Source organism: Pseudomonas sp. GW821-FHT07G10 (assembly GCF_059418545.1).
This window is the reverse complement of record NZ_JBWKQB010000024.1, coordinates 11,004-34,737: the sequence shown is the minus strand read 5'-3', so window position 1 is coordinate 34,737 and position 23,734 is coordinate 11,004. Positions and strand designations below refer to the sequence as shown.

Below are 23,734 nucleotides of genomic sequence, written 5' to 3'. Positions count from 1 at the left end.
GACTGAGCGTCAGGCGCAGGACCTGTGGCGAGTAACGGGGGCAAGCCCAACGCTGCCCTCTGTAGGAGCGCAGCTTGCTCGCGATGGACTCAAGGGCGACGCGTTTATTCAGAAAGCACGCGTTATCGTTAACGTCCATCGCGAGCAAGCTGCGCTCCTACAGAGGGCGGCGTTCGCTTGACTAACCGGGATTACTCCTCGGTCGAGACGGCGCAATCGGTTCTTGCCGTCGTTTCAAAGGCCGGGTTCTTCCCGCCGATATTCTGAGTCATTACACACTCAACCAGAATCCGCTTATTATCGCCGCGGCCGTCGACGAGCGTTCGAATCGGCACGCGCAGGATATGGGAATGACACAAAGGCAGTGTGCTGACGCCTCCCGGATCTTTTTATGAAAACCAGAACACCGGCAGGTAGCCAATGCTCACAGAAGGACTTTCCCATCTCATCGACTACGGTGTTTATCTGCTGCCTGGCCTGAGCCTCTGTTCCCTTTGGTTCTGGCTGACGCCCAAAACGCAGCCTGGCTTGCGCATCATGATCCTGCTGCTCACGTTTGTGCTGATGCGCGATGTGATGACCCCGCTGGGTTTATGGTCCCTGAGCGACGACGTGCAGATCGGCTTTACTTCGAATCCGTTTGTCGTGGCCTCGTTAGGCATCCTGTCAGTGGCGATCATCGCCGCGCTGGCATGGATCGCCCCGCAGCTGTGGAAACTCGTCGTCTGGACAAAGGGCAATCCGGCCGTCGGGCTAGCGCTAGGTGTCGCTGCCGGATGTGCAATCGGCATTCCTCTGCGGCTCTATCAGGGTATCAATGTTGGTGAAACGGTCAGCTACTGGTCCTGGCTGGCAGCAATGGTGGTACTTGCCTATGGAGGAAATGCGCTGGAAGAGTTGCTGTTTCGCGGGTTCCTGCAAGGTCATCTTGAACACCACACAACCGCGCTTCGCGCCGCCCTGATCAGTGCTGTCGCCTTTGCCGCCTGCCATTCGTTCCTGGCGTTGACCGTCACCCGGATCGGATGGCCAATCCTGGCGTTCACACTGATCGAAGGACTGGCTTGCGCCTTGGTCCGCATGCGCTACGGCGTGATCGCTGCCACGGCCGCACACGGGACCGCGATAGTGCTCATCGCCGTGCCCATGTAAACGTACACACAACATGTGCCCGGCTCAGAACAAGCCGAGCTGGCCGCCGATCAATGTGCTGAAGTCGTCGTGCACGAACGGCAGGATGGCGTCCGCAACCGGTTGTAGCTGGCGCGTGACGTAGTGGTCGTAGTCGATTGGCGCATGCCGGGTTTCCAGAGGCTCGGGACCTGCGGTGGTGATGACATAGCTGATCCAGCCACCGTTCTGGTACTGACGCGGCCGGCCCTGGCTATCGTTGTATTCATCGGCGATACGCGCCGCGCGCACATGCGGCGGCACGTTGCGTTGGTAGTCATCCAGTGTCCGGCGCAGGCGTTTGCGGTAGATCAGTAGATTGTCGAGCTCACCGGCCAATGTGCGGCGCACATAGTCGCGCACGTAATCCTGATGCGGTTGCCGATTGAAGATGCGCAGGTAGAGTTCCTGCTGGAACTGTTGGGCCAGTGGCGACCAGTCGCTGCGTACCGTTTCCAGCCCCTTGTAGACCATCTCGCGACTACCGTCGGCGCGCGTGACCAGCCCGGCGTAGCGCTTCTTGCTGCCCTCCTCGGCACCGCGAATAGTCGGCATCAAAAAACGGCTGAAATGCGTCTCGAACTGCAACTCAAGCGCGCTTTCCAGGCCGAACGCTTTGAGCAGATAGTCGCGCCACCACTGGTTGACGTGCTGCACCAGCGCCCGCCCGATACGCGTCGCATCGTCCTCTGAATGCGTGCGCCCGAGCCAGACGAAAGTGGAGTCGGTGTCACCGTAAATCACCGCATAACCTTCTGCTTCGATCAGCTCGCGGGTCTTGCGCATGATCTCGTGGCCGCGCAGGGTGATCGAGGACGCCAGGCGTGGATCGAAGAAGCGGCAGCCGCTGGAACCCAGCACGCCATAGAACGCGTTCATGATGATCTTCAGCGCCTGCGAGAGCGGCCCGTTGTGCTCACGCTTGGCCACTTCGCGACCTTGCGAGACACGTTCGACGATGGCGGGCAGACAATGCCGGGTCCGCGAGAAGCGCGCACCGCGAAAACCCGGTACCGATTCACTGTCCTCGGGATGTCGCATGCCCTCCACCAAACCCACCGGATCGATCAGGAACGTGCGGATGATCGAGGGGTACAGGCTCTTGTAGTCGAGCACCAGCACGGACTCGTAAAGCCCGGGCCGCGAGTCCATCACGAAGCCCCCCGGGCTTGCCTCTGGCGGCCGTTCCCCAAGGTTCGGCGCGACAAAACCCTGGCGATGCATCTGCGGTATGTAGAGGTGCGAAAAGGCCGCGACCGAGCCACCGCTGCGGTCGGCGGGCTGACCTGTCACCGTGGCGCGTTCGAGCAGGAACGTCAGCAGCTCGGTCTTCGCGAAGATCCGCGTCACCAGCTCGCAGTCCTTGAGGTTGTAACGCGCCAGCGCGGGCTTGTCCTCGGCGAACATGCGGTCGATTTCGTCCATGCGCTGGTACGGGTTATCGATGGACTTGCCTTCGCCGAGCAATGTCTGCGCGACGTTTTCGAGACTGAATGAGGGGAAACTCCAGGTTGCCGAGCGCAGCGCCTCGATGCCGTCGATGATCAGACGTCCGGCAGCGGCCGCGAAAAAGTGATTCTTGCTCGTGCCGTGCTCGCGCCACTGCATCTCCTCGCCACCGCGCCCGAGGCGCAACGGTACGGCCAGGCGTCGAGCATGCTCGTGCAACACCCGCAGGTCGAACTGCACGAGATTCCAGCCAATGATGGCGTCGGGGTCATGGAGGGCGAACCACTCGTTAAGCTTTTTGAGCAGCAGCGTCCGGGAATCACAATACTCGAGCTGAAAATCGAGCGTGCTGCCATCACCGTTTGCGGGCCCAAGCATGTACACCTGGCGCTCGCCACAGCCTTCAAGCGCAATGGAGTACAACTCGCCCTGGGCGGTGGTTTCGATATCCAGAGAGACCAGCTTGAGTGGCGGGCGATAGTCCGGCGCGGGCTTCATCTGCGCCTCGAGCAGCATACCGCTGCCATCCGGCCTGCCGTCGAACCATACCGGCGCGGTAATGAAGCGTTCCATCAGGTAGCGTTCCGGCGGGCGAATATCGGCTTCGAAGACGTCGACACCGGCGGTGCGCAGCAGCTTGTCGAGGTGCATCAACTGACGGTGCTGCTGGCAATACAGACCGAGCACGGGACGACTCTGGAAGTCGCACAAACCCAACGGACGAAGTTCGACATCGCGTTCGCCGCGCAGCAGCAACTCGGCCTGCTCGCGTTGCTGCGCAGGAATGAAGGCCACCGAGGGCTGGTAAGGCAGACGGATATACCGGGGACCGTCGTCGGTCGCCAGCCAAAACTCGACTTGCGTACCCGCGGGCGTATCGCGCCAATGCCGGGTCAGGACAAAACCCTGCTGTAAATCCACCACTGCAACCTCAAGAACCTGCCTTTCACTGCGCGATTCTACGCGCCATCGCCTTGAATGGCGCGCACCCAAAACGTGCTCGGCATCGTCCGAAAACCCTGATACGGCAATGCACTGACTGTTTGCCGAAGGATTGGGCGATGACAGTCGCCAAAAAAATGAGTGCGGTGCAGTGCCCGGGTCTATGCCAAAGGTGTCGTCGGTGTGGATTTGAAAACGAGTCGTGCCCATTGCTTGCAATACCGGCACGACTCCAACGGCCCAATATCCCCGGTCAGTCTTCCAGCGGTTTGGGTGGCATCTCCGGCCTGGTTTCGCCTCCTTTGCCTTTTTTGCCTTTTTTGCCTGCTTTGCCCGCAGGGCCCGGCGTGGCCTCGGGCTCTGGTGGAGGTGGCGCTACAGTCTCTTTTTCCTGTTGGGGGAGCTGGTCGATGGTACTGAAGATTTCCTTGGCTTCGATGGGGCCGGAGTGTTCAAGTTTCTTCTCGCCGTCCTTGCCCACCAGGATGACTTTGGCCTGGCCGCCGGCACCCAGTTTGAGTTCGCGAATCAGCGCCATGGTGGTCTGCGCGTCCAGGTCTTTGCCGTTGCGCTGGCCAATGGTATTGACCACGGTGTAGAGCACCATGTTGCGTTCGGCGAACGCTGCATGGTTGGCCGGCTCCTCCAGGGCCTTCTTCAGATTGACCAGCGTCGGATCCATGGCGCTGGGAGCGATGATGATCAGCGGGCGTAGTTTTCCCTGATCCTGAGCCAGAGGGGCATCGCTGTCGGCGGCCAACAAGGGGTTGATCACAGCAAGCAAGGTGACGAGGGTCAGTGACCGAATGAGCATGTGTACCACCTTTTCATGTCCATGCATCGTTCATTGAAAGTTTCATCCGTGAGAGTTCAAGCTCAGGGCCGCATCCGTTGTGTTGCTCTGAAGCTTAGGTCAGCGTGCTCATCGCGCAACCATTCGTCATCACTGAAGTTCTTTTACCTGGAGGCGCTGTGAAATGCCCTTCGAGGCGAAGGATGCCGGGTACCGGGTAGCCTTCACCGAGCCGAAGTTCGGTAGTGCTATAATTAAAAGTCTTGGGGGCACACGGGGGATTCGATTCGCAGGTGCTGCCATGCGAAACCTCAACAAGATGCTGCTGATCCTCGTCTGCTGCACGATAGTCCCCGCTAGCGTCCAATCCCGTGCCGGCAACCTGATGCTGGGTGGCGATTTCGCTGTCGACTATGGGCAAGGCCAGCGTTACGCCAATCCCGAGCCGGAGGAGTTTCACTCGACACCCCCCCAGCCTTATCTATCGACTTCACCCCAGAGTTTTGTGTTGATCACCGATCGGCATGACTTCCACAACTCCAGGTGGCCCACGGTCGTTGACGCCAAACCCCGCGTATTCATCCGCTCCTACAATCCGGTCGTGGGGGTGTACGTTGATACCGAGGTTATCGATCCGACGTGCATCCTGAACCCGCCGTAGTCGCGAGGCGCAGCCTGACCACCAGGTGATCGGCGCCGTATACAGATGGGTTTCGCCGGTGCTCCAGGCGAACAATAATGATCTCGACAGCAGGTAGAAAATCATTGGAAATAGGGCCATCATTCAGCCCGCAGTCACCCTACACGACCGCCTCATAGAGCGGTTCAGTCCAGGATCATTTATCCACTGCCGAGACTTTCCGAGCTTCGCCTCGTGTTTTCTGGGTAGTGGAAAGTCTTTTTAAGGAAAGAATTTTGACAAACGTCTGTTCCAGCGGCCTTGATATTGGCTTTGCTTCTCTGGATTACATGCAAATTGGCATCCTGGGCATCATTCAAGGCATCACCGAGTTACTACCCATTTCATCCACTGCGCACATGCGAATCGTACCGGCCCTTCTCGGCTGGCGCGATCCCGGTTCGGCGTTTTCCGCCGCCATGCAGTTGGCCGCATTGGCCGCGGTAGTCAGCTATTTCTGGCGTGACGTACGGGAAGTCGTCACTGGAAGCATCGGCGCCGTGCGACAACGTGACTTCAACAACCAGTCGTTCAAGCTGGCCGTTGCCATTGTGCTTGCGACCATCCCGATCGGCATCGCAGGCCTGGCCTTGTCCTCGATACTCAATGCGTGCGACTCACCATTAAGAGGCCTGATGGTGATTGGTATCTCATGCGTGGTGATGGCCGTTCTGCTGGCTGCGGCCGAACTCAGTTGCCGCCATCGCCGCACAGTGGGCGAGATGCGCCTGCGCGATGCGTTGATCGTCGGCATTGCCCAGGTTGGCGCGCTGATACCCGGTGTTTCCCGCTCCGGTTCAACCCTCACCGCAGCACTCTTTCTTAACTTCAAACGCGAAGAAGCCGCGCGCTTCTCGTTCCTGCTTGGGCTGCCCGCTATCGCGTTGGCCGGCCTGAAAGAGCTGTGGGTGCTGTTTCATGCACACATCCCGGCCGAAGCATGGTCGCACCTGATTTTCGGGCTGGTGATCGCCAGCGTGTCGGCATTTTGCGCCATCTGGGGCCTGATGAAGTTCCTGGAAAGGTTTTCCACCTGGCCCTTCGTTATCTACCGGGCGGCACTGGGTATTTTCCTGATTGTCGCGGTCAGTACCGGGCTTTTGAGCTAAACAACGTTCAAACGCTAATAGAGCCCGGCCCAGTGCCGGGCTTTTGGCTTATCAGGAGCGCAGCAGGCCAATCGCCCGCCGATACTTTTCAATTCGCTCCAGGTCTTCCCAGGACGGCTGGGCAATTCGGGACAAGTCGCTGTTCTCTTCAAGGTCAGCCAGTTTGACCACCCGGCCTATCGGGTTCTGCGCCGCTCGTTCGACGAACAGCTCGTAGGACTCTCCCGGCACCCTGGTGACAGACTCAATGGCCGCCAGTACCGTTTCGCTGAAACCTTCTTTACGCAGATCATCGAGGCTGATGCCGGAGTCCTCGACCACGTCATGCAGAACCGCCACGATCCGTTCTTCCAGGGTGCTGACCTTCAGCATCACTTTCAGCGGGTGCAGTATGTACGGCGAACCGCCCTTGTCGACCTGCCCTTCGTGAGCGGCGGCAGCGATGGCGATGGCACGTTCCAGTGTTTGAGTCATCTCGGTTGTCCTTGGCTTGCAGGCCGTAGCGGTTGCTCACGTTGATGTCGAGCTTGAGCCAACCCGCGACGGACTTCCACTGAACGATAGAAGGTTGACGTCCGCAAAACCCGTAGGAATCCCCCCATTATGGCGAGGGAGCAAGCCCTCATGCCGGTCAGTTAAGGAAATGAGGTCTCTGTAGGAGCGAGCTTGCTCGCGATGGACTCAAGGGCAACGCGTTTATTCAGAAAACACGCGTTATCGTTAACGTCCATCGCGAGCAAGCTCGCTCCTACAAAGGCTGCATTCACTTAACTGACCGGCATGAGGGCTTGCCCCCTCGCCACAATGACCACGCAACCGTCCTACACCCCGGTTGCAGTCGCCAAATTCGCCGCTTATAGTTCGCCCCGTCGCTGACATTGGTCGGCGACAGGGTTTCGCAGCCCTACAGAATAGAATCATCCTGCACCGTCATAAGACACCCAGGCGAACTACGCCTGCGTTTCACTTTATGGCGGCTGTGCGTGGGAGACCTTCGGGTCTGCCGGGTTTGATTCTTCCTGGTCTGCGAACCCGCGCACAGTTGCCACCCATTTTGTTTCGCAGCAAAAAGGTGGCAGTTCTTTCCCATAAAAAAGAATCTATCCTTATGACAATGAATCACCCGCCCCGCCGCTTCACCCCCTGCTCCCATTTCGCCACCGACCACCCCATCCTGCACATCGACAGCGACGCCCCGCTACGCGATCTCCACGCCTGCGTCAGCGAACGCCTCAACGCCGTCCTCAAATACCTGAACCTGATGGCCTGCACCAACCTGCCCGACTACGCCGAGACCGACATCAACACTGTCACCAACATCGCGCGGGTCATGGTTCAGGATGTGGCTGATGTGTTTGGGGTGATTGAACAGCGTGGTTTCGATACGCCCAAGGGTCAGTGACCGCATTTCAGTCGAAAAAACCCGCATTGTCGCGGGTTTTTTATTGCCTGTTCCTCCTCCGTTTTTTCGACACCCAAAAGATCTCCGTTTAAAAAAATCCGTGGCGGGCTCAACCGGTCAGCGCAACGTACACGTTTTTCTATCACGCTAAAAAAATGGCTGATGCGAATTTGGCATGGGCCCATGCGTGACTCTCATCAGATGATTGGGCGGCTCAATTTTAAAGACGAAGCAACGTCGTACGTCACTCTTATTGAAGCGTTGTGAGGCCTCGCGATGCGGCTTCAAGCGTCTTCCAAAGGTCTCGCATCGTGGGGTTTTGATTGGTGATAGAACAATACGAGCGTATCTCCAGTCGAGTCCTCCACTCATCAGCGCCTGCCATCACCAATTGCCCTCGCGCCAGCTCATCAGTCACGGCGCTCAGAGGCAACCAGGCAACGCCATATCCCTCTATAGCCATCCTCATCAGCAGCATCGCCATATCCGCCTCATAGCAACGATCAAGAACGCAAGTGGTAGACGCATTCTTGATGACGATATCGGCCACGCGCCCCAGGAAGGTCGTCGCCGTATAAGCGAGGTGCGGTACCGGCTTACCTGCCGCCCCCGGTAACCGATGCATCGGTTTGCCGTTTTTGTCAGGTGCGCAAAGTGGAACAAACGAATCATGCCCCAGGGTCAAACTGCCGAACTTCTCGGGGTCGAGCTGGATCGGAGCGAGGGGATGATGGTAAACGATCATCAAGTCGCAGCTGCCTTCCTCCAGCGCTATGACCGCATCGTGGATATTCGCGGCCACAACGCGAGCATTGAAGTGCTCATTCTGCTTTTGAAATTGGGTAAGCCATTTAGGCAGAAATGTCATGGAAAGACTGTGCCCGGCGGTAACCTGAATGGAGCGGCCAGGCATTCTTTCTCCCTCACGAAGGGCCAATCGCAATTGAAGCAACGCAGCCAGCGCCTCGCGACCCTCTTCGCAAAAACTACGACCCGCTTGAGTCAGCTGAACAGGATAAGTGCCGCGATCGACCAGTTCGGCCCCCACCCATTCCTCAAGTGAGCGAATGCGGCGAGACAGCGCGGACTGAGTGACGCAGCGTACTTCTGCGGCTCGAGAAAAGTTCTTCCATTCGGCAATCGCCAGAAGATCGTCCAACCATTTGGTTTGCATGCTGGCTCCTCATTCAGCCTCTGACGAAGAGTTTACTGCGGTGCATTGGCGCCATTGAGGGTATTTCAAGAACTATTCCAAAAACGCATCACCCTATGGTGATTACTCATCATCCTGCGCAAACAGCTCCTTAGAATCGGTGCCGTAGCCCCGCTGCCGTAGAGCATTGGGTCATTCCTGTCTTGTCTCCTGCCAAGTAGAAAAGCAACAACACCACTTGAGGAAAGCACCGTGAAAAAAAATAACTTACCCCGCCAGATCGCTCTCGGCATCGCCATGGGCATCGTTGCAGGTTGGGCTTGCCATCATTTTTCAGCTGATGAAAAAGCTGCAAAAGAGATCGCATCCTACTTCTCAATGGTGACAGACATTTTCCTGCGTCTGATCAAGATGATCATCGCTCCCTTGGTTTTCGCCACCCTCGTCGCAGGCATTGCCAGCCTGGGAAATTCCAGGTCGGTAGGACGGATCGGCACAAGAGCCATGGCCTGGTTCGTCTGCGCTTCACTGATTTCGTTGTTTATTGGCATGATGCTAGTGAATCTTTTCCAGCCAGGCGCAGGTCTGGATCTGCAAGTGACTCAGGCCTCCGCGGCGCCTATAGCCGTAAACACGGGTGACTTCAGCCTCAAGGTGTTTATCAGCCATGTGTTCCCTCGCAGCATTGCTGAAGCCATGGCAAACAACGAGATCCTGCAAATTGTAGTGTTCTCGCTGTTCTTCGGATTCGCGTTGGCAGGCGTCAAGCGCGCCGGCTACACCAGGATCACGGACAGTATTGAAGAGTTGGCGAAGGTGATGTTCAAGATCACCGACTATGTCATGGCGCTTGCACCTATCGGCGTCTTCGCTGCAATCGCTGCCGCTATCACCACCCAGGGTCTGGGCCTGTTAGTCGACTTCGGCAAACTGATTGCCCAGTTCTACCTGGGTATTCTGATCCTGTGGGCGGTCTTGTTTGCTGCCGGGTACCTGTTCCTGGGTCGTTCAGTCTTCACCCTTGGCAAGCTCATTCGTGAGCCTGTTCTGTTGGCGTTCTCGACTGCCAGCAGTGAGGCCGCGTATCCAAAAACCATGGAGGCCCTGGAGAAATTTGGCGCACCGAAGCGCATATCCAGCTTCGTACTTCCATTGGGGTACTCATTCAACCTCGACGGTTCGATGATGTATCAAGCGTTCGCGATCATGTTCATTGCTCAGGCTTACAATGTTGACTTGAGCTTCACACAGCAGCTTCTGATCTTGCTGACGCTGATGATCACCAGCAAGGGAATGGCAGGCGTAGCCCGAGCTTCGGTGGTTGTCGTAGCAGCGACGCTACCCATGTTCAATCTGCCAGAAGCGGGGATTTTGCTGATCCTTGGCATTGATCAGTTCCTCGATATGGCCAGGACCGCCACCAACGTCGTTGGCAATAGCATCGCAACGGCTGTAGTCGCCAAATCAGAGCCTCATGAGGAGCCGGACGACGCATCTGAAACCGAGGCCTCCACACTTGCGAATCGAACTGTAGCCAACGCCTGAGAGCTATTACGATGAAAGTTAAATCGAAGCCGTCTCGTGGGTCATCGTTTGTACGCAAGCTAGGCATTGTGGGTGGGCTTGGCTCGCTGGCCGGCGGCGATCTTTTCTACAAGTTGGTGAAGTCCAGGACTGTACTGGAGGATCAAGGCCGCTATCACTTTCTGTTTGAACAGCCCCCCTTCAAAGATGTCTTGATGCCCTTGGACCAGGGCGCAAGCATGACCTCCAGAAAGTTCTATGTTTTTCAGGTTTGTCAGTCATTCGAGGAAAGCGCAGTCACTGCGGTCGTACTGCCTTGTTTTGCCAGCCATACCTTCCGGGAGGAGATCCAGGAGGAGATTGGCATACCTGTTCTGGACATGATGGCAGCGTTACGCAAGCACATTGACCATATCTGCGAACCAGGCGCTACATTGGGCATTATCGCTTCAGACTATGTTTGCCACTCCGGTTTGTTCGAGCGTTATTTCGGCGCTGACTTCAAGCTGGTTTATCCAGGTAATGACGAGCAGTCAGGGTTGATGGAGGCGATGTATGGGGTCAACGGTATCAAAGATGGATACCTTGACGGAGTACCGCTGGAGTGTGTGTATCAGGCTTGCCTTTCGCTTCAGGAGCAAGGCGCCACGATCGTCTTGCCTGGCATGACCGAGCTCTCGCTGGTCTGTGGCGACCTGCAGCGTCGGGGTGTCACTGTCCTGGATATCAACGAGATTTATGCTGGCTTCGCCACCCTGGAAAAAGGTCAATCGAATCGACCTCCATTCAAACTCGGGATTGTCGGTGGGGTGGGGCCTGCCGCAACGGTCGACTTCATGGGTAAGGTCGTTGCGCATACCCCGGCCGGCCGCGATCAGGAACACATCAAAATGGTGGTCGAACAAAACCCCCAGATTCCCGATCGCACAGCCAACCTGCTGTATGACGAGACGGATCCGACGATGGCGATGTATGCAACCTGCAAACGGCTTGAAAGCGCTGGAGCCAATGCTATTGCGATTCCATGCAATACCGCTCACGCGTTCGTTGAGCGTATCCAGGCACACCTGCGTGTACCCATTGTGAACATGCTTACCGAGACGGTGGAGACTATCGTTCAACAGTACGGTGCGGGCAAAACAGTTGGGCTGCTGGCGACGTCGGGCACCATAAAAAGTCTGGTCTACCACGAGGCAGCCCGGCGAGCCGGGCTGCAAATAATCGCACCGGGTGTGGATTACCAAGCGTTGGTCATGGATGCCATTTATGGGGAGCGTGGTATCAAGGCCGGATTCACCGAGGGCATTTGTAAGGACCAGCTCCTCACCGCCGCAGAGCACCTGTGTGAACTGGGCGCCGATGTGCTGATCTTGGGATGTACAGAGTTGCCTCTGGTTCTGGAGCACAGCGACGCCTTCATGATCAAAGGCCATACAGTGGCGTTGATCGACCCGACAACCATTCTGGCAATGAAGTGCATTCAGCTTGCCCGTGAAACTCGGTAAATTCTCACCGACTCCAGGCAGATAACAGCAAGCTCAGGGGGCCACTTGTCTACCCCCTGCCGGCACAGCGAGCATTTTTCCAGGCGATGTCGGTACCCCACTCGAACGGCACCAGAAATGTCCGGCTGGCGATAGCATTTTTCCATCCTGCCGCTCTTCCCCTTGAATAAAATCGGTCTAAAAAGCCCGGCCAGCGCTTCGGACTTTTTGCTATTCTGAAGATGTAGGTGAAGACGCAGACTGATGCGCAACAAGAGGATAGCAAGGAAACGTGGGGCGCGTTCCCAAGGGTACACGGTTAGAAAGATCTCCGTGATGAGATCCAGCCCTTATGCCGTGTGAAGCAGAAGAGCACAAAACTGTTCTGTGAGACGCCTGATAAACCTTGTAAGCCGGAGACCAGCACCGGCCACCTACTTGATTTTCAAAGCCCGCCCTGTGCGGGCTTTTTCGTATCCGCAGGCACAAGACTAATCCCCTCCTGTTTCACTGGCTCGCTGCGGATAGTTTGGGGTATCGCCGGGTCTTGACTCCTCGGTCTGCGAACCCGCGCACAGCTGCCACCCAAAACGGTGCATGCGTTTTCACACAGCTTGGGTCGTTAGCAGCCTTTCGAGACCGGTAGCTGTCGGCTGGAAGGCGATTTATGAGCTATACCCGCTACCGTTCTTCAACGCAGGAGGTTGGTAATGAAGCTCAGAAACTCACTTGCAGCGCTAATGGTCACCGCAAGCCTCTTCGGCTGCACCACTTCATCAGACCATGGAGTGAGCGTTCCTTTGGTAGCCACCCACCGCAACCTCGGTCAGATCGGCAATGCAACTTTGACAAGCTGGGACAAACAAACCGGATTCAGTTTCTTCATCAGTGGTGTTCCAAGCGGAGCCTCGCTGCCCTTGCGCCTCTACACCTTCATCAATAAAGGCAGCTGCCAGCAACCCGGGCCAGTCGCCTACGCAATGAATGATCAGGTCAACACCAAACGCCAAGCTATACGCGGCTGGAGTTTTTCAAGAGGCGCACCTGTCGCAATGCCAGTCCTGCTTTCCGGTGAGTACTCCATTGTTGTGCGAACTGCACCAACAGATGGCAACGTAGATATTTTTTGCGGGGATATCAGGCAAGGAGGCTCGGTGAAATAGCCACGGCCATTTTGACCCGCCCGCGCAGGTTGCGGTGGCCAACTACTCAATGCAGATCAAACAGGACGCCGCGCAGGGCATCCGAACCGGCAGGTATCGGCCAGGAGCGGGCAGTCACCTCTCACGGATACGGAATAGCCGCGCATTGGCCCGCCGCCACAATCGTTAGCGCAAACATATCAATTTGCCACCATCTCACGGCATGGGTAATCTCTGCTGAGTCCACAACCCCCTTAAGGGGGCACACTTCATGTTGCGATGTCGAAGGCGTCATGGCTTTGCCGGGTGCCTTTACGCATCACTCATTAGAATGCATCTCCTGAATCAACAGGCAATCATGGAACTTACAAGTCCTATGCTACGGAAAGTCAGCAACAAACTTTTCATTTGGGCAGCTATCGCACTCTCGACCACCCTCTTGGTCGGATGCGCTACCTCACGATATGACGGCAAACGCGAACCTGATCCTAGTAAAGCCATCATTCTTGGCTCGATTACGGAAGGCTTCCTGACACAGCCGCATGGGCTGGTGGTCGAGATCAGGAAGCATGGAGAGCCGAACTCAATCCTCCAGCTATCTACCCTGCACAATGAGGACGATCAGCCATCACCGAATTTGCTGGGCAATCTCTTCATGTATGAAGTGTCAGCTGGGGAATATGAAGTCACGAGTTGGAGCTACCAGTATTACGCGGGCCGGGCAATGGCACGCACAGCGCCTGTGGTTTTCACAGTGAAAGCCGGGGAAATGGCCTACATCGGTGACCTCTACGCCAATGCCATTAGCTTCTGCCTGTCCAACGTGAACAACGACGACAAGACACTGGGTAATCTGAAGCGGAAGTACCCGATACTCAATGACCGGAAGATTTTGAATCTGACCGCCAAGAGTGGTTTCGAACCCTGGCCCAGCTCCGATGCAACTGACAACGGTAAAGGGCTATGCAGGTACTGAGTCGACTCGGCCGGCCTTCCCATGCGGGCTGGCGCAAAGTGATCCTCCCCCCGTTCAAGGAATGTCCTTCTATGAAACGCTGCACGCTACTTTGGGCTTGCCTGCTCGCAAGCATGACCTTACTTACCGGCTGCATAAGCGGTCCCGACCTGAAGGGCCAACCCTTCTTCACGCCCCCCGCAGAGGCCAGCCCAGACCAGGCCACGGTGTACTTTTATCGCACCGCCGCGAGTATCGGCTATGGTGTGGCGCCGACCATCCAGGTGGATGGCAAAGCCATCGCTAGCCTGCCATCCGGTGGTTATTTCAAGGCCAGCATTCCTGCTGGTAAGTACAGGGTTGAATCAACCTCGCCACCCATCATCAGCGGTAAGGTCAACAAGCGTTTCGATATCAGTGTCGAGAATGGCAAGGTCTATTTCATTGCAGATCAGATCAGCACCTCTGCCTACGAGGATGGACAGACCCTGGGCGAAGTGGATGACGGCCGCTACGGTGGAACACGCTTCTACTCCCGTTATGCGCTAGTACCTACCGAGCAGGCTTTGCGTTCTATCAAATGGTGTCAGAAGGTGCCTGCAACCGCACTGTGAACGAACAGGGCTAAGCATTGCTGCCGGCCTGGTCCGAGAAACAGAGAAGAGCGAAGTGTGTTTTTAAGGTGTCTGCTTTGGGTCGATTTCAACCCTTATCGACAGGCAGAAATCGGCCAGGAGCGGACAGTCGCAGTAGACTCGCGCAAAGCGAATCGAGTAGTGTTTAAGCTGAATTTGCTCGTGCATCTGCGAGAGTAACCGTGGCTTTCCAGCCATGGTGTATAACTCCCTTATGTGGTCATCGGACCGCTGCAAAACCCAGCCTAGGCAGGAAACAAGGAATGTTATCCACCAAGTCCACGAAAGCGTTTTTTGCCCCATTTAGGGCCTATTTGTAGTTATACCGGATCCAAAGACATGAAACGCAAGCATCTGAAGATAATTTTAATTTCACTTTCAGCAATTACTCACAACGTGTCAGCGGATCAAAAAGGCTTGAGTCTTGAACCTCTTGCAATGGCTAACACAAGCTGCGCTGCGTTTTATGCGGCCGCACAAGTATTGATCAAGCCAGAAGCCAAGAAAGAGTATGAATCTAAATTCAGCACACATTACGCCCTATCACACCAGCTCAGCTCTTCATATGAAACGCTAACAGAGAACCTGAACAAAGAAATTCAACGCCAAGCCACCGATGCTTTATCTTTAAAAGAGAAAGTGCAGGTTGTAGACTTCCTAGCCAAAAACCTAATTAAGTGCAGTGCAATCGAAACCCAATCCACTGCAATAATTAAAAATAACACCACTTACCAAGAATAATTCACTGATTAAATACTCAACCACGACAACTCTATGAATCGTCCCCATTTTCGTAGACGGATCGAATGGCCTTTTCTGGCCAATATCGGCAGGTGACCACCGTCTGCTTCGGGTCGACTGCGGCCATTGGTGACAGGCAGAAATCGGCCAGAAGCTGTCGTTGGAATAGCACCGCAGTTCTGTGGGAGCGGACTCTCGCTTTTCCTCACCGCCGCCAGTGCGCCCTATGACTTTCGCTGGAGACGGTTAAGCCCCGAACCTTTCGAAGTGGTCATGGTGCTGCTGGGCCTGTCACTATTCGACGAGGCACTGCAGGACGTCTTCGGGGGCAAACGCCGCACACGCCACGCTTCGGGATGTGTCCGGCTTCGAGGATCCGCAGCTGGTCGAATTGCTGCAATGCCTGCGCGAAGAAGCCGAACGGGCCGTGGCCAGCCGCCTGTTCGTTCAAGGCGTTGGGGCGCTTATTGCGCGAAACACAACTGAGCGTGGTCACTGTCGCCAATGAAGTCGACTACTCCACCCCCAGTCACTTCGCCCATGTATTTCGCAAGCACACCGGTCTTTCCCCAAGCGACTACCGGCGCCAGCGTTAGGGCTCTGCTGGCCGCAGATAGGGCTCGATAAAGCCGCAGCCAAGGATCTCGTTCAGGCGTTGCGCATCGTTCATTCGGCGAAACAGTCCAATAGTCTTCCACGGCGCGTGACCATCGACATTGGGCGCTCCCAATCCGGCCAACAGGTCGGCGATCAGTATTGATCGGGTCTCGAAGGAGATGCGTGTCAGCCCGGTGCTATTGCCGACGCCGGCATGGGCATGAGCCCCGGAAAAGGCGATCAGGCTCCCCGGAGCGATATCGACGGCAATCCCCTCCTGCGGGTCGATCGCTTCCAGCAGATGCGGAATGGCTTCGTCGGCATCCACGGCATTGCGGCCGTCTCGATGGGATCGCTGCAAAATGGCGCGCATATCGAAATCTGCGCTCGAATTACCCAGCGGTCGTTGCCAGAGGCCTGGATACAAGGCGACGGTACGCCCTGCCGCGATGGGATAGATGGGCGCCCACCAGTTGGTTTGTGCATAGATATTCGACCCCCAGGTATCGCGGTGAAACGCGATGGTGGCCGTCGTGCGGGCACGCGGCGTCGACTGCCCTGGCTCGCAATGCGGCTGAAAACGCAAATGCAGGCGATCGCACGCCAGGGTATCGGGGGCGATGCCAAGGCTTTGCACGACGTCCTGCCAGCGCTGCTGGACCTCAGCCGAGCCTGCGAAGTCGTTCTGAATTTTCGCAAAGCGCTCAGTCTGCTCAGGGTGGCTCAAATGGCGATGGATCTGTTGCGGCGACCAGGGATGCAGCGCGTCTTCGAGGAGCGCACGCGTATATTCCACCAGCGCCGTCATGGGCTGCAGGTCAGTGAAGCGAATGATCTCGCCAGCATAGATCCGGTCATGCAATTGGCGAGCGGTGCTCGGTATGGCAAGCGAGCTGTACATGACTGGAAGTCCCCTGAAGGTGCGCCCCTGACTTTAGATCCACGCCGATTGTGGCGAAAGTGGCAGGTGAGGCGAAAAAGTGCGGATCAGGCCCTGGGGACGTGAGCAACAGGCGACCTTCAAGCCATGAATGGGCGCTTATGGCAGTTCTTAGCAGGCAGTTAACGGCCCAGAGTGTGTAAAAACACCTCCGCGAACCCTTGCTATGATTTCTGAGGATTTCATCGTAGGGATCGCCCATGAAGCGCTTCATCCAAGGTGAACATCGAGGCCAAGGCACCTTACTTCCCGAAAGCCTCGACGATTACGTCAGCGATACCAATCCGGTGCGCGTCGTCGACGTCTTTGTCGATGAACTCGACCTGGTCAATCTGGGTTTTGAAGGTGCCATTCCCGCTGATACTGGCCGGCCTGCTTACCATCCCTCGGTCTTGTTGAAGATCTACATTTACGGTTATCTCAACCGCATCCAGTCGAGCCGACGTTTGGAGCGAGAAGCTCAACGCAACGTCGAACTGATGTGGCTGACCGGGCGTTTGATGCCGGATTTCAAGACCATTGCCAACTTTCGAAAAGACAACAGCAAGGCCATTCGAGGTGTCTGCCGCCAGTTCGTTGTGCTGTGTCAGCAGTTGGGACTGTTCGGAGAACATCTGGTTGCCATCGACGGCGGTAAATTCAAAGCCGTCAACAACCGCGACCGCAATTTCACCAGCGCCAAACTGAAGCGGCGAATGGAAGAAATTGAATCGAGTATCAGCCGTTACCTGGCTTCGCTCGATGCAGCCGATCGGCAAGAACCAACAGCTACCGAGCCCAACACCGTGCGGCTGGAAGAGAAAATCGCCATGCTAAAAACGCAAATGAAGGAGCTTCAGGCGATCGAAATCCAGCTCAATGAATCGCCGGATAAACAGGTCTCACTGACCGATCCAGACGCCCGCTCCATGATGACGCGTGGCACTGGAATCGTCGGCTACAACGTGCAAACAGCGGTCGATACTCAGCACCATTTGATCGTTGCGCATGAGGTGACCAACGTCGGTTCCGACCGAGATCAACTCAGCTCGATGGCCAAGCAGGCCCGCGAGGCGATGGCGTCAGATACGTTGTCGGTGGTGGCTGACCGAGGTTACTTCAAAAGCGAACAAATCCTCGCTTGTCACGATGCAGGCATCACCGCCTACGTGCCCAAGCCGATGACCTCTGGAGCCAAGGCTGACGGGCGTTTCAATAACGATGCCTTCATCTATGACGCGGCAAAAAACGAATACATTTGCCCGGCTGGAGAGGCGCTGATCTGGCACTATTCCTACGTTGAAAAAGGCCTGAAGTTGCATCGTTACTGGAGTTCGAAATGCCAGGGCTGCACGTTGAAGTCGCAATGCACACCGAGCACGGAACGACGAGTTCGACGCTGGGAGCATAAAGCCGTATTGGAGGAAATGCAGCTTCGGCTGAGCAAAGCACCGGAGATGATGCGAGTCCGAAAACGGACGGTTGAGCATCTCTTCGGGACGCTCAAACAATGGATGGGTGCGACGCACTTCCTGACGCGAAAGCTGGCCGGGGTGGGTGCGGAGATGAGTTTGAATGTGCTCGCCTACAACTTGAAACGGGTTATGAAAATCATCGGTGCTCACGGCTTAATGAAGGCGCTGTCGGCATAAAAAAAAAAAGCCAATTTTGGCCCATCCCAGAGGCTGTAAAAACAGCGTTGACGTGTTCCAGGTCGCGAATGATGCAACACGCAGCATTTGCCATGCGATCGTTCAGCAACGAACGTCAATGACCCAAGACGATGAGGCCTTGAGCGTTTTTACACACTCTGGGCCAGTAGCTGCCGTTGGCGACCGGCTCCTTTTGGGAACCGAAGACTGACCAAGATCAAAGGAGCCCAACATTCGGCGACTCTTCTGACCGCGCTATGGTTTGCTGACCCGATTGCAGGTAACTTTACGTCTAGATCAGGGAGAAAACATGCTTAAGAGCATCGAGAAAATAAAAGGGCTTGGGGTCTATCAAAACTACAACAAGCCTGCGGACACCCAAGAGTTCGGAATCAAGAACCTCTTTTACGGCTGGAACTATTCTGGGAAGACAACCCTCTCCCGGCTGTTCGCTCAGCTTGAGGCAAAGACAGCCAACCCAGACTTATCCGGATGCGAATTCTCCTTTGGTACTGGTAATGATGCGATCACCGAAAAGAACTTCACTCGGAACAACATCTCAGTTCGCGTTTTCAATTCCGATTTTGTAGCGGCCAATCTGCACTTCGATGGCGGAAGCTTCAACCCCATCCTTCTACTCGGCAAAGAATCCGAGGCAGCACAGCGGAAGATCGACAAGCTGGGGGAGCGGATCAAACATTCTGATTCGGTTCAGCGCAAGCTGAATGGTGAGGTCGAAGCTCTGAAGTCACACATCGCCCAGGCTAAGACAGAAGCTGCCAAGTTCATCCGCCAACGCTTAAAGGTTGACCCCTATACGGCCGCGCATCTGGGGCAGGATGTGCAGACCGTGAGCATTCTCGACTCCCAGCTTTTGATGGAGAAAGAACTCTCCGATGCCATTGAATTGGCATTGACGCCTGATTCCAAGAGACCAAGCACTGTTGATGAGCTATACGCATCTCCAGCGATTGAGGAGCTGCACAAAGAGGCCGTGACAGTGCTTGCCGCAACGCCAAGCTTTTCCAGCACCCTGAAGCATCTTGAAGAGAACCCAGCTATCGAGCGCTGGGTGCAAAGTGGCTTGCACCTACACCCTAGCACCGGGGCGTGTGAGTTTTGCGGCAATGAGCTATCACCGGCTCGTCTTGAGGCATTACGCACTCACTTCTCGAAAGATCTGGCAGACCACCAAGAGAAAGTTGACGAATTGCTTGAACGAGTGAAAGCGGCAGAGTTCAGATTGGAATGGCCCAAAGCTGCCGAACTCAACCCGCAATTTCGAGACAGCTACAACCTCGCAATCGATGTGTTGCCGGCTGCCATCAATGCACTCAACCAGGCGGTCACGAAACTTGCCAGCGAGGTTCAACGCAAGGCCGATGACTCACGCAAAGCTATGAATCCCAGCCCACTGGCCCAAGGCCTGGAGGTAGAAATCAAGGACGCAGTAGCAGCGGTCAATTTAATCATCAAACAAAACAATGAACTGGCCTCGAACTTCACGAAGGCCAGAGCTGACTCCCTACGTAAGGCAAAATATCACTACGTGCAGCAGTTCATTGATGAACAGGATGCCGCCGGCCTGGAGGTGAAGAAGGATCGGCAGGCCAAGCGGTACGACCGGCTGAAGGCCTACGTCGCCAAACTCCAGCCAGAGATCGACAGGCTCCAAGCCGAGATCAGTCAAGCTCAACAAGGCAGGGAGAAGATCAATGAACGTTTGGCTTCGATGCTGGGTAGCGAGACTGTTCAGATAAAGGTCGTCAAAGACCCAGCAGGCCAAGATCGATTTCAAATGATTCGAAAGGACGGGGCCGCTGCAAAGAATCTGAGCGACGGGGAACGAACGGCCATTGCCTTCTCATACTTCCTTACAAAACTGCAGGAGATCAAGCCCGCAGAGTTCAAGGAAACCATCGTCTACATCGACGACCCGATCTCAAGTTTGGACGCCAATCACATTTTTCAGGTGACTGCTGCTATACGGGCGCTTTTCTTCACGCAGCAGGACAAAAACGCGCCGTGGCAAACGACTTGCATGCAGCTTTTCGTCTCCACGCACAATTTTGAGTTCTTCAGTCTGCTCAGGGAAATCAAGCCTGTAGCAAGCAAACAGGGAGCACGGCTCTTTCTGATCAAGCGAATTGCCGAGAAGTCGTCAACGCTGGAAAACATGCCGGCGTCACTGGCACGCTATCAATCCGAATACCACTTCCTATTCGAAGTCATTCATCGGTTCAACCAGGCACCAGACAAGACCTCTCACGACGTTCTGATGTTGCTCCCGAATGCGATGAGACGCTTCGTCGAGCTCTACACCTACTCCAGGCTTCCTGGCCCGAAGGACACAGAGCAGGTTGACGAACGCGCAGAAATTCTATTTGGCGTCGAACGGGCGAAGCGAATCCTCAAAATCTTCCACTACTTCAGCCACGGCAACACGCTTGATCGGCTTGCAGGCAACAACGAACTTATCTTTGATCTGGAGCATGCCGTCAAAGACCTGATCGATGCCATCACGGAAAAAGACAAGCCGCACATGGACGCCTTGATTGCAGCGACACAGGCCTGACCGCATGTACGACTTCCGAACGCTTTCGCCGATCGACTTCGAACTACTTGTGCGCGACCTGCTGCAGGCGGAGTTCAAAATCACGATGGAGAGTTTTGGCCCAGGCAAAGACGGCGGAATCGACTTCCGATTTGCCTTGGCGGATCAGGGAGTGGTGATTCAGGTCAAGCACCATGTTGAGGGCGGGAGCAGGAGTCTAGTTCGGGCAGCAGCTAAGGAAGATCAGAAGGTCCTGAGATTGGCTCCAAGCCGCTACATCCTTGCCACATCAATATCACTTACACCGGCTCTGAAAGGCAAAGTCGTACAAGCAATGCCATCCGCGCCTCTATGCGTTGGCGACGTGATAGGTCGCGAAGACTTGAACAACCTCTTGGGCAAGCATCCCCATGTATTGCGCCAGCATTTCAAGCTTTGGTTGACCAGCACAGTTGTTCTCGAGCGAATATTGCACAGCGCGGTCTACAACAGGACGGATGCTGAGCTCGCACGCATCAAGCAATTAGTTCCAAAATTCGTCCACAACGCGAGCTTGGGTGAAGCCGAAAAGATCCTGCAAGACCGCGGAGCGCTGATCATTGCGGGCGAGCCAGGTGTCGGAAAGACAACGCTTGGACGCATGTTGCTTTGGTTGCATATGGAGCAAAGCTGGAAAGTTTTCGTCGTTGACGACCTTCAAGAAGCTATGGCGGTTAGCACTGCCGGTGAAAAGCGGCTCATCTTCTTCGACGATTTCCTGGGTCAGATCAGCTTGACCAACGAGTTGCTTGGCAGGGTCGACCAGCGACTACCGGTTTTCCTGGACCGACTTCGAAACAACAAAGATCTGCGTTTCATTCTGACAACCAGGTCGTATCTTCTCAACCAAGCGCAGATTCAATCGGACAAGCTTTCGTCACCTCTCGTGACTGCGAGCGAAATGGTCTTGAACGTCGGGGTCTATACCCGCAGCATCAAGGCAAAGATTGTATTCAACCACCTCTACTTCTCTGATTTGGTCGACGAGGAAAAGGCCAAGCTCCTGGACAGTGACTTTTTTCTCAAAATGATTGATCACCGAAACTTCAGCCCTCGTTTGATTGAGCTGCTGACCTCGGCAGACTATTACTCGGTGCGGGAGGAACCCATTCAGACAGCAGTGCTGCGTGTTTTGGATAACCCGGCGGAGCTCTGGGAGAGACCGTATCGAGCTCACTTGAGCGCTGATGCGAGGTACTTGATGTGGGCGATCTTTTTCTCTGGCCCGTATGTAGGGACCGACTCTTGCTTTCAGATGTTCAAGCGTGTCGTTGCAAGTGCGGGTTATCAGATCGCTCCATCAGAAGCAGTCCCACGCTTCCGCAATGGGCTGAAGGAATTGAGCGGTTCGTTCGTGTCAGTCGAAGAGCAGGAAATTTCGTTTGCCAACCCAGGCATCCGCGACTTCCTAAGCAAGGTCGTCATCGACGATCAGCTTCTCCCAGTTGTCGTACGAGCCGTAGGAACGATCTACGAGTTTCGCAGCGCATGGAGTTTCTTCAAACTTCATATCACGACCTGTCAGAGCCAGTTCAGCAATGAAGGCCTATGGGGAGAGGCTATGGATCGCATTCAGAACCATGGAAGCACTACAGCAATTGCATCTCTCCGGCACATCCTCGAGATGTGCGGACATTTGCCGGGGCTCCAGATCCAGTCGATTCTTGACAGAGTAACGAACAACTTAAAGGCACAAGGAATTGAGCGTAGAGATTATTACGAGTGCCTGTTTTCGCTGCGACAGTTGAAGCAGCTGCAGTTTCAGACGGGCGACCTTCTTGATCGAACTCATGACGTGTTGACGGAAGCCTCTGCAAACATGCTCGCCAACATTGGCGAAGACTTGGCGATTGACGACATCACGAGCATTGCCGACGCATTGGATCAACTAGCTGAAGCGAGCGTGGTACATAACGCAGCGGCCGATGCGTTACGAGGATTCATTTTCGGCATCGACGACAAACTTGCCGATGTTTCTTCCAGCCAAGAGCTCAGTACCTTTCACGAAAAACTTATCATCGCCGCAAGGACATACGGCGTTGGCGTCGACGAGGCACTCACCCGAGACATTGAGAGCCGACGCGAAGCACTTGAAGAACGCGAGAAAGAAGCTGACGAAACCCCCTATCAGCACACTGGTACGCAAGCTGGGTCAGGTGATATCTCAGATTCGGAAATCAAGTCTATGTTTTCGATGATGACGGTTATGCCGGGGCTCAATGATGAGTAGCTTGGTTGGCCATTGGCGCCTGAGTCTTTGCCCTTGCTTAAAACCATTTCGACCGCACCCGTCAAATCAGCGCGGCATCGCAGAGGTCAACGGTTCCACATCCGCGCCCCGAATCGTACCCTCCAATGACGACTTCAAGGCATGAACTCGAGTAGGTCGACTGACTTCAATGGGTTAATCCACCGAGCCTGAGTGCCTTTAGTAACGTCCGTTTCTGTCCGGCTTCTGCCTTGTCCCACCGGCAGCAATGGGTCGATAGCAGCCCTTCGCGAAAGGCAACTATCGACCAAAAGCAGGCACCAAACGAACATCTGCGCCGACACTTGCTCATCCATTGCGCAACCCAATTCCCGGTTTCAGCCTTCAGCCAAGTATTTGCCGCCGATCATTCCCGGGGGGTTGTTTTGCCATCGGCGAAAGGCACGGGCCAGGCAGCTGGCACTGCTGAGGCTCAACCTGCGGGAATGACTGATTTCGACCGATCTTGTCGAACAATCCGCACATTTAGATAGCACGCTAATCACAAGCTAAACTATGATGAGGTAACTTCTTAGCCGCAGACCTC

The 23,734-nt window shown here is 55.5% G+C and carries 19 protein-coding genes; 14 read left to right on the top strand and 5 right to left on the bottom strand.

All coding sequences use genetic code 11. The features are described 5' to 3' along the window. Nucleotides 1-420 precede the first annotated feature (420 nt). Entirely contained in the window at nt 421-1,152 is a 732-nt protein-coding gene (locus AC07O1_RS22890) for a CPBP family intramembrane glutamic endopeptidase (protein WP_495090221.1), read from the top strand. A gap of 24 nt (nt 1,153-1,176) precedes the next feature. Here the strand turns inward: AC07O1_RS22890 and AC07O1_RS22885 are convergent, their stop codons facing one another. Beyond that, nucleotides 1,177-3,540: a DNA polymerase II gene (locus AC07O1_RS22885; RefSeq protein ID WP_495090220.1), complete on the bottom strand. Its 2,364-nt coding sequence runs from the start codon at nt 3,538-3,540 to the stop codon at nt 1,177-1,179. A gap of 274 nt (nt 3,541-3,814) precedes the next feature. Beyond that, on the bottom strand, nt 3,815-4,375 hold the full coding sequence (locus tag AC07O1_RS22880; RefSeq protein WP_495012389.1) for a DUF4174 domain-containing protein: 561 nt from the start codon (nt 4,373-4,375) through the stop codon (nt 3,815-3,817). 280 nt (nt 4,376-4,655) lie between these two features. Between AC07O1_RS22880 and AC07O1_RS22875 the strand changes: the two genes are divergently transcribed. Next, entirely contained in the window at nt 4,656-5,015 is a 360-nt protein-coding gene (locus AC07O1_RS22875) for a hypothetical protein (RefSeq protein WP_494993053.1), read from the top strand. Between the two features lie 254 nt (nt 5,016-5,269). After that, nucleotides 5,270-6,142: an undecaprenyl-diphosphate phosphatase gene (locus tag AC07O1_RS22870; protein ID WP_495012388.1), complete on the top strand. Its 873-nt coding sequence runs from the start codon at nt 5,270-5,272 to the stop codon at nt 6,140-6,142. Nucleotides 6,143-6,193: 51 nt separating this feature from the next. On the opposite strand, the gene AC07O1_RS22865 is transcribed toward AC07O1_RS22870, so the two are convergent. After that, nucleotides 6,194-6,616, bottom strand: coding sequence for an HD domain-containing protein (locus AC07O1_RS22865; RefSeq protein ID WP_494993055.1), 423 nt, complete (start codon nt 6,614-6,616; stop codon nt 6,194-6,196). Between the two features lie 634 nt (nt 6,617-7,250). Between AC07O1_RS22865 and AC07O1_RS22860 the strand changes: the two genes are divergently transcribed. Continuing rightward, nucleotides 7,251-7,544, top strand: a complete 294-nt coding sequence (locus AC07O1_RS22860) for a fructose-bisphosphate aldolase (RefSeq protein ID WP_495090219.1) — start codon at nt 7,251-7,253, stop codon at nt 7,542-7,544. A gap of 250 nt (nt 7,545-7,794) precedes the next feature. On the opposite strand, the gene AC07O1_RS22855 is transcribed toward AC07O1_RS22860, so the two are convergent. Further along, nucleotides 7,795-8,718 (bottom strand): LysR substrate-binding domain-containing protein, encoded by a 924-nt coding sequence (locus AC07O1_RS22855; protein ID WP_495090218.1) that lies wholly within the window; start codon nt 8,716-8,718, stop codon nt 7,795-7,797. A 231-nt stretch (nt 8,719-8,949) separates the two neighbouring features. Here AC07O1_RS22855 and AC07O1_RS22850 point away from each other — a divergent pair, with 231 nt between their 5' ends. The 7 genes from AC07O1_RS22850 (at nt 8,950) to AC07O1_RS22820 (ending at nt 15,774) form a co-directional block, all read left to right on the top strand. Then, nucleotides 8,950-10,242: a dicarboxylate/amino acid:cation symporter gene (locus tag AC07O1_RS22850; protein ID WP_495090217.1), complete on the top strand. Its 1,293-nt coding sequence runs from the start codon at nt 8,950-8,952 to the stop codon at nt 10,240-10,242. An 11-nt stretch (nt 10,243-10,253) separates the two neighbouring features. Continuing rightward, complete coding sequence (cuyB, locus tag AC07O1_RS22845; RefSeq protein WP_495090216.1) at nt 10,254-11,726, top strand: cysteate racemase; 1,473 nt, start codon at nt 10,254-10,256, stop codon at nt 11,724-11,726. 689 nt (nt 11,727-12,415) lie between these two features. Next, a complete protein-coding gene (locus AC07O1_RS22840) occupies nt 12,416-12,868 on the top strand; it encodes a hypothetical protein (protein WP_494993060.1) in 453 nt (150 codons plus the stop codon). A gap of 337 nt (nt 12,869-13,205) precedes the next feature. Further along, nucleotides 13,206-13,823: a hypothetical protein gene (locus tag AC07O1_RS22835; protein WP_495090215.1), complete on the top strand. Its 618-nt coding sequence runs from the start codon at nt 13,206-13,208 to the stop codon at nt 13,821-13,823. 71 nt (nt 13,824-13,894) lie between these two features. Further along, complete coding sequence (locus AC07O1_RS22830) at nt 13,895-14,416, top strand: DUF2846 domain-containing protein (RefSeq protein WP_495090214.1); 522 nt, start codon at nt 13,895-13,897, stop codon at nt 14,414-14,416. Between the two features lie 360 nt (nt 14,417-14,776). After that, nucleotides 14,777-15,178 carry a hypothetical protein gene (locus AC07O1_RS22825; protein WP_494993076.1) on the top strand — a complete coding sequence of 134 codons (402 nt, stop codon included), beginning with the start codon at nt 14,777-14,779 and terminating at the stop codon, nt 15,176-15,178. A 467-nt stretch (nt 15,179-15,645) separates the two neighbouring features. After that, nucleotides 15,646-15,774 carry a helix-turn-helix domain-containing protein gene (locus tag AC07O1_RS22820; RefSeq protein ID WP_495090213.1) on the top strand — a complete coding sequence of 43 codons (129 nt, stop codon included), beginning with the start codon at nt 15,646-15,648 and terminating at the stop codon, nt 15,772-15,774. On the opposite strand, the gene AC07O1_RS22815 is transcribed toward AC07O1_RS22820, so the two are convergent. After that, a complete protein-coding gene (locus AC07O1_RS22815; protein ID WP_495012382.1) occupies nt 15,771-16,676 on the bottom strand; it encodes a hypothetical protein in 906 nt (301 codons plus the stop codon). The genes AC07O1_RS22820 and AC07O1_RS22815 overlap by 4 nt on opposite strands. Nucleotides 16,677-16,915: 239 nt before the next feature. On the opposite strand from AC07O1_RS22815, the gene AC07O1_RS22810 reads away from it, so the two are divergent. The 3 genes from AC07O1_RS22810 to AC07O1_RS22800 all read left to right on the top strand — a co-directional run bounded on the left by AC07O1_RS22810 (nt 16,916) and on the right by AC07O1_RS22800 (nt 23,169). Then, nucleotides 16,916-18,346 carry an IS1182 family transposase gene (locus tag AC07O1_RS22810; protein ID WP_495090212.1) on the top strand — a complete coding sequence of 477 codons (1,431 nt, stop codon included), beginning with the start codon at nt 16,916-16,918 and terminating at the stop codon, nt 18,344-18,346. Between the two features lie 310 nt (nt 18,347-18,656). After that, entirely contained in the window at nt 18,657-20,921 is a 2,265-nt protein-coding gene (locus tag AC07O1_RS22805) for an AAA family ATPase (RefSeq protein WP_495090211.1), read from the top strand. A 4-nt stretch (nt 20,922-20,925) separates the two neighbouring features. Continuing rightward, on the top strand, nt 20,926-23,169 hold the full coding sequence (locus AC07O1_RS22800; RefSeq protein WP_495090210.1) for an nSTAND3 domain-containing NTPase: 2,244 nt from the start codon (nt 20,926-20,928) through the stop codon (nt 23,167-23,169). Nucleotides 23,170-23,734 lie beyond the last annotated feature (565 nt).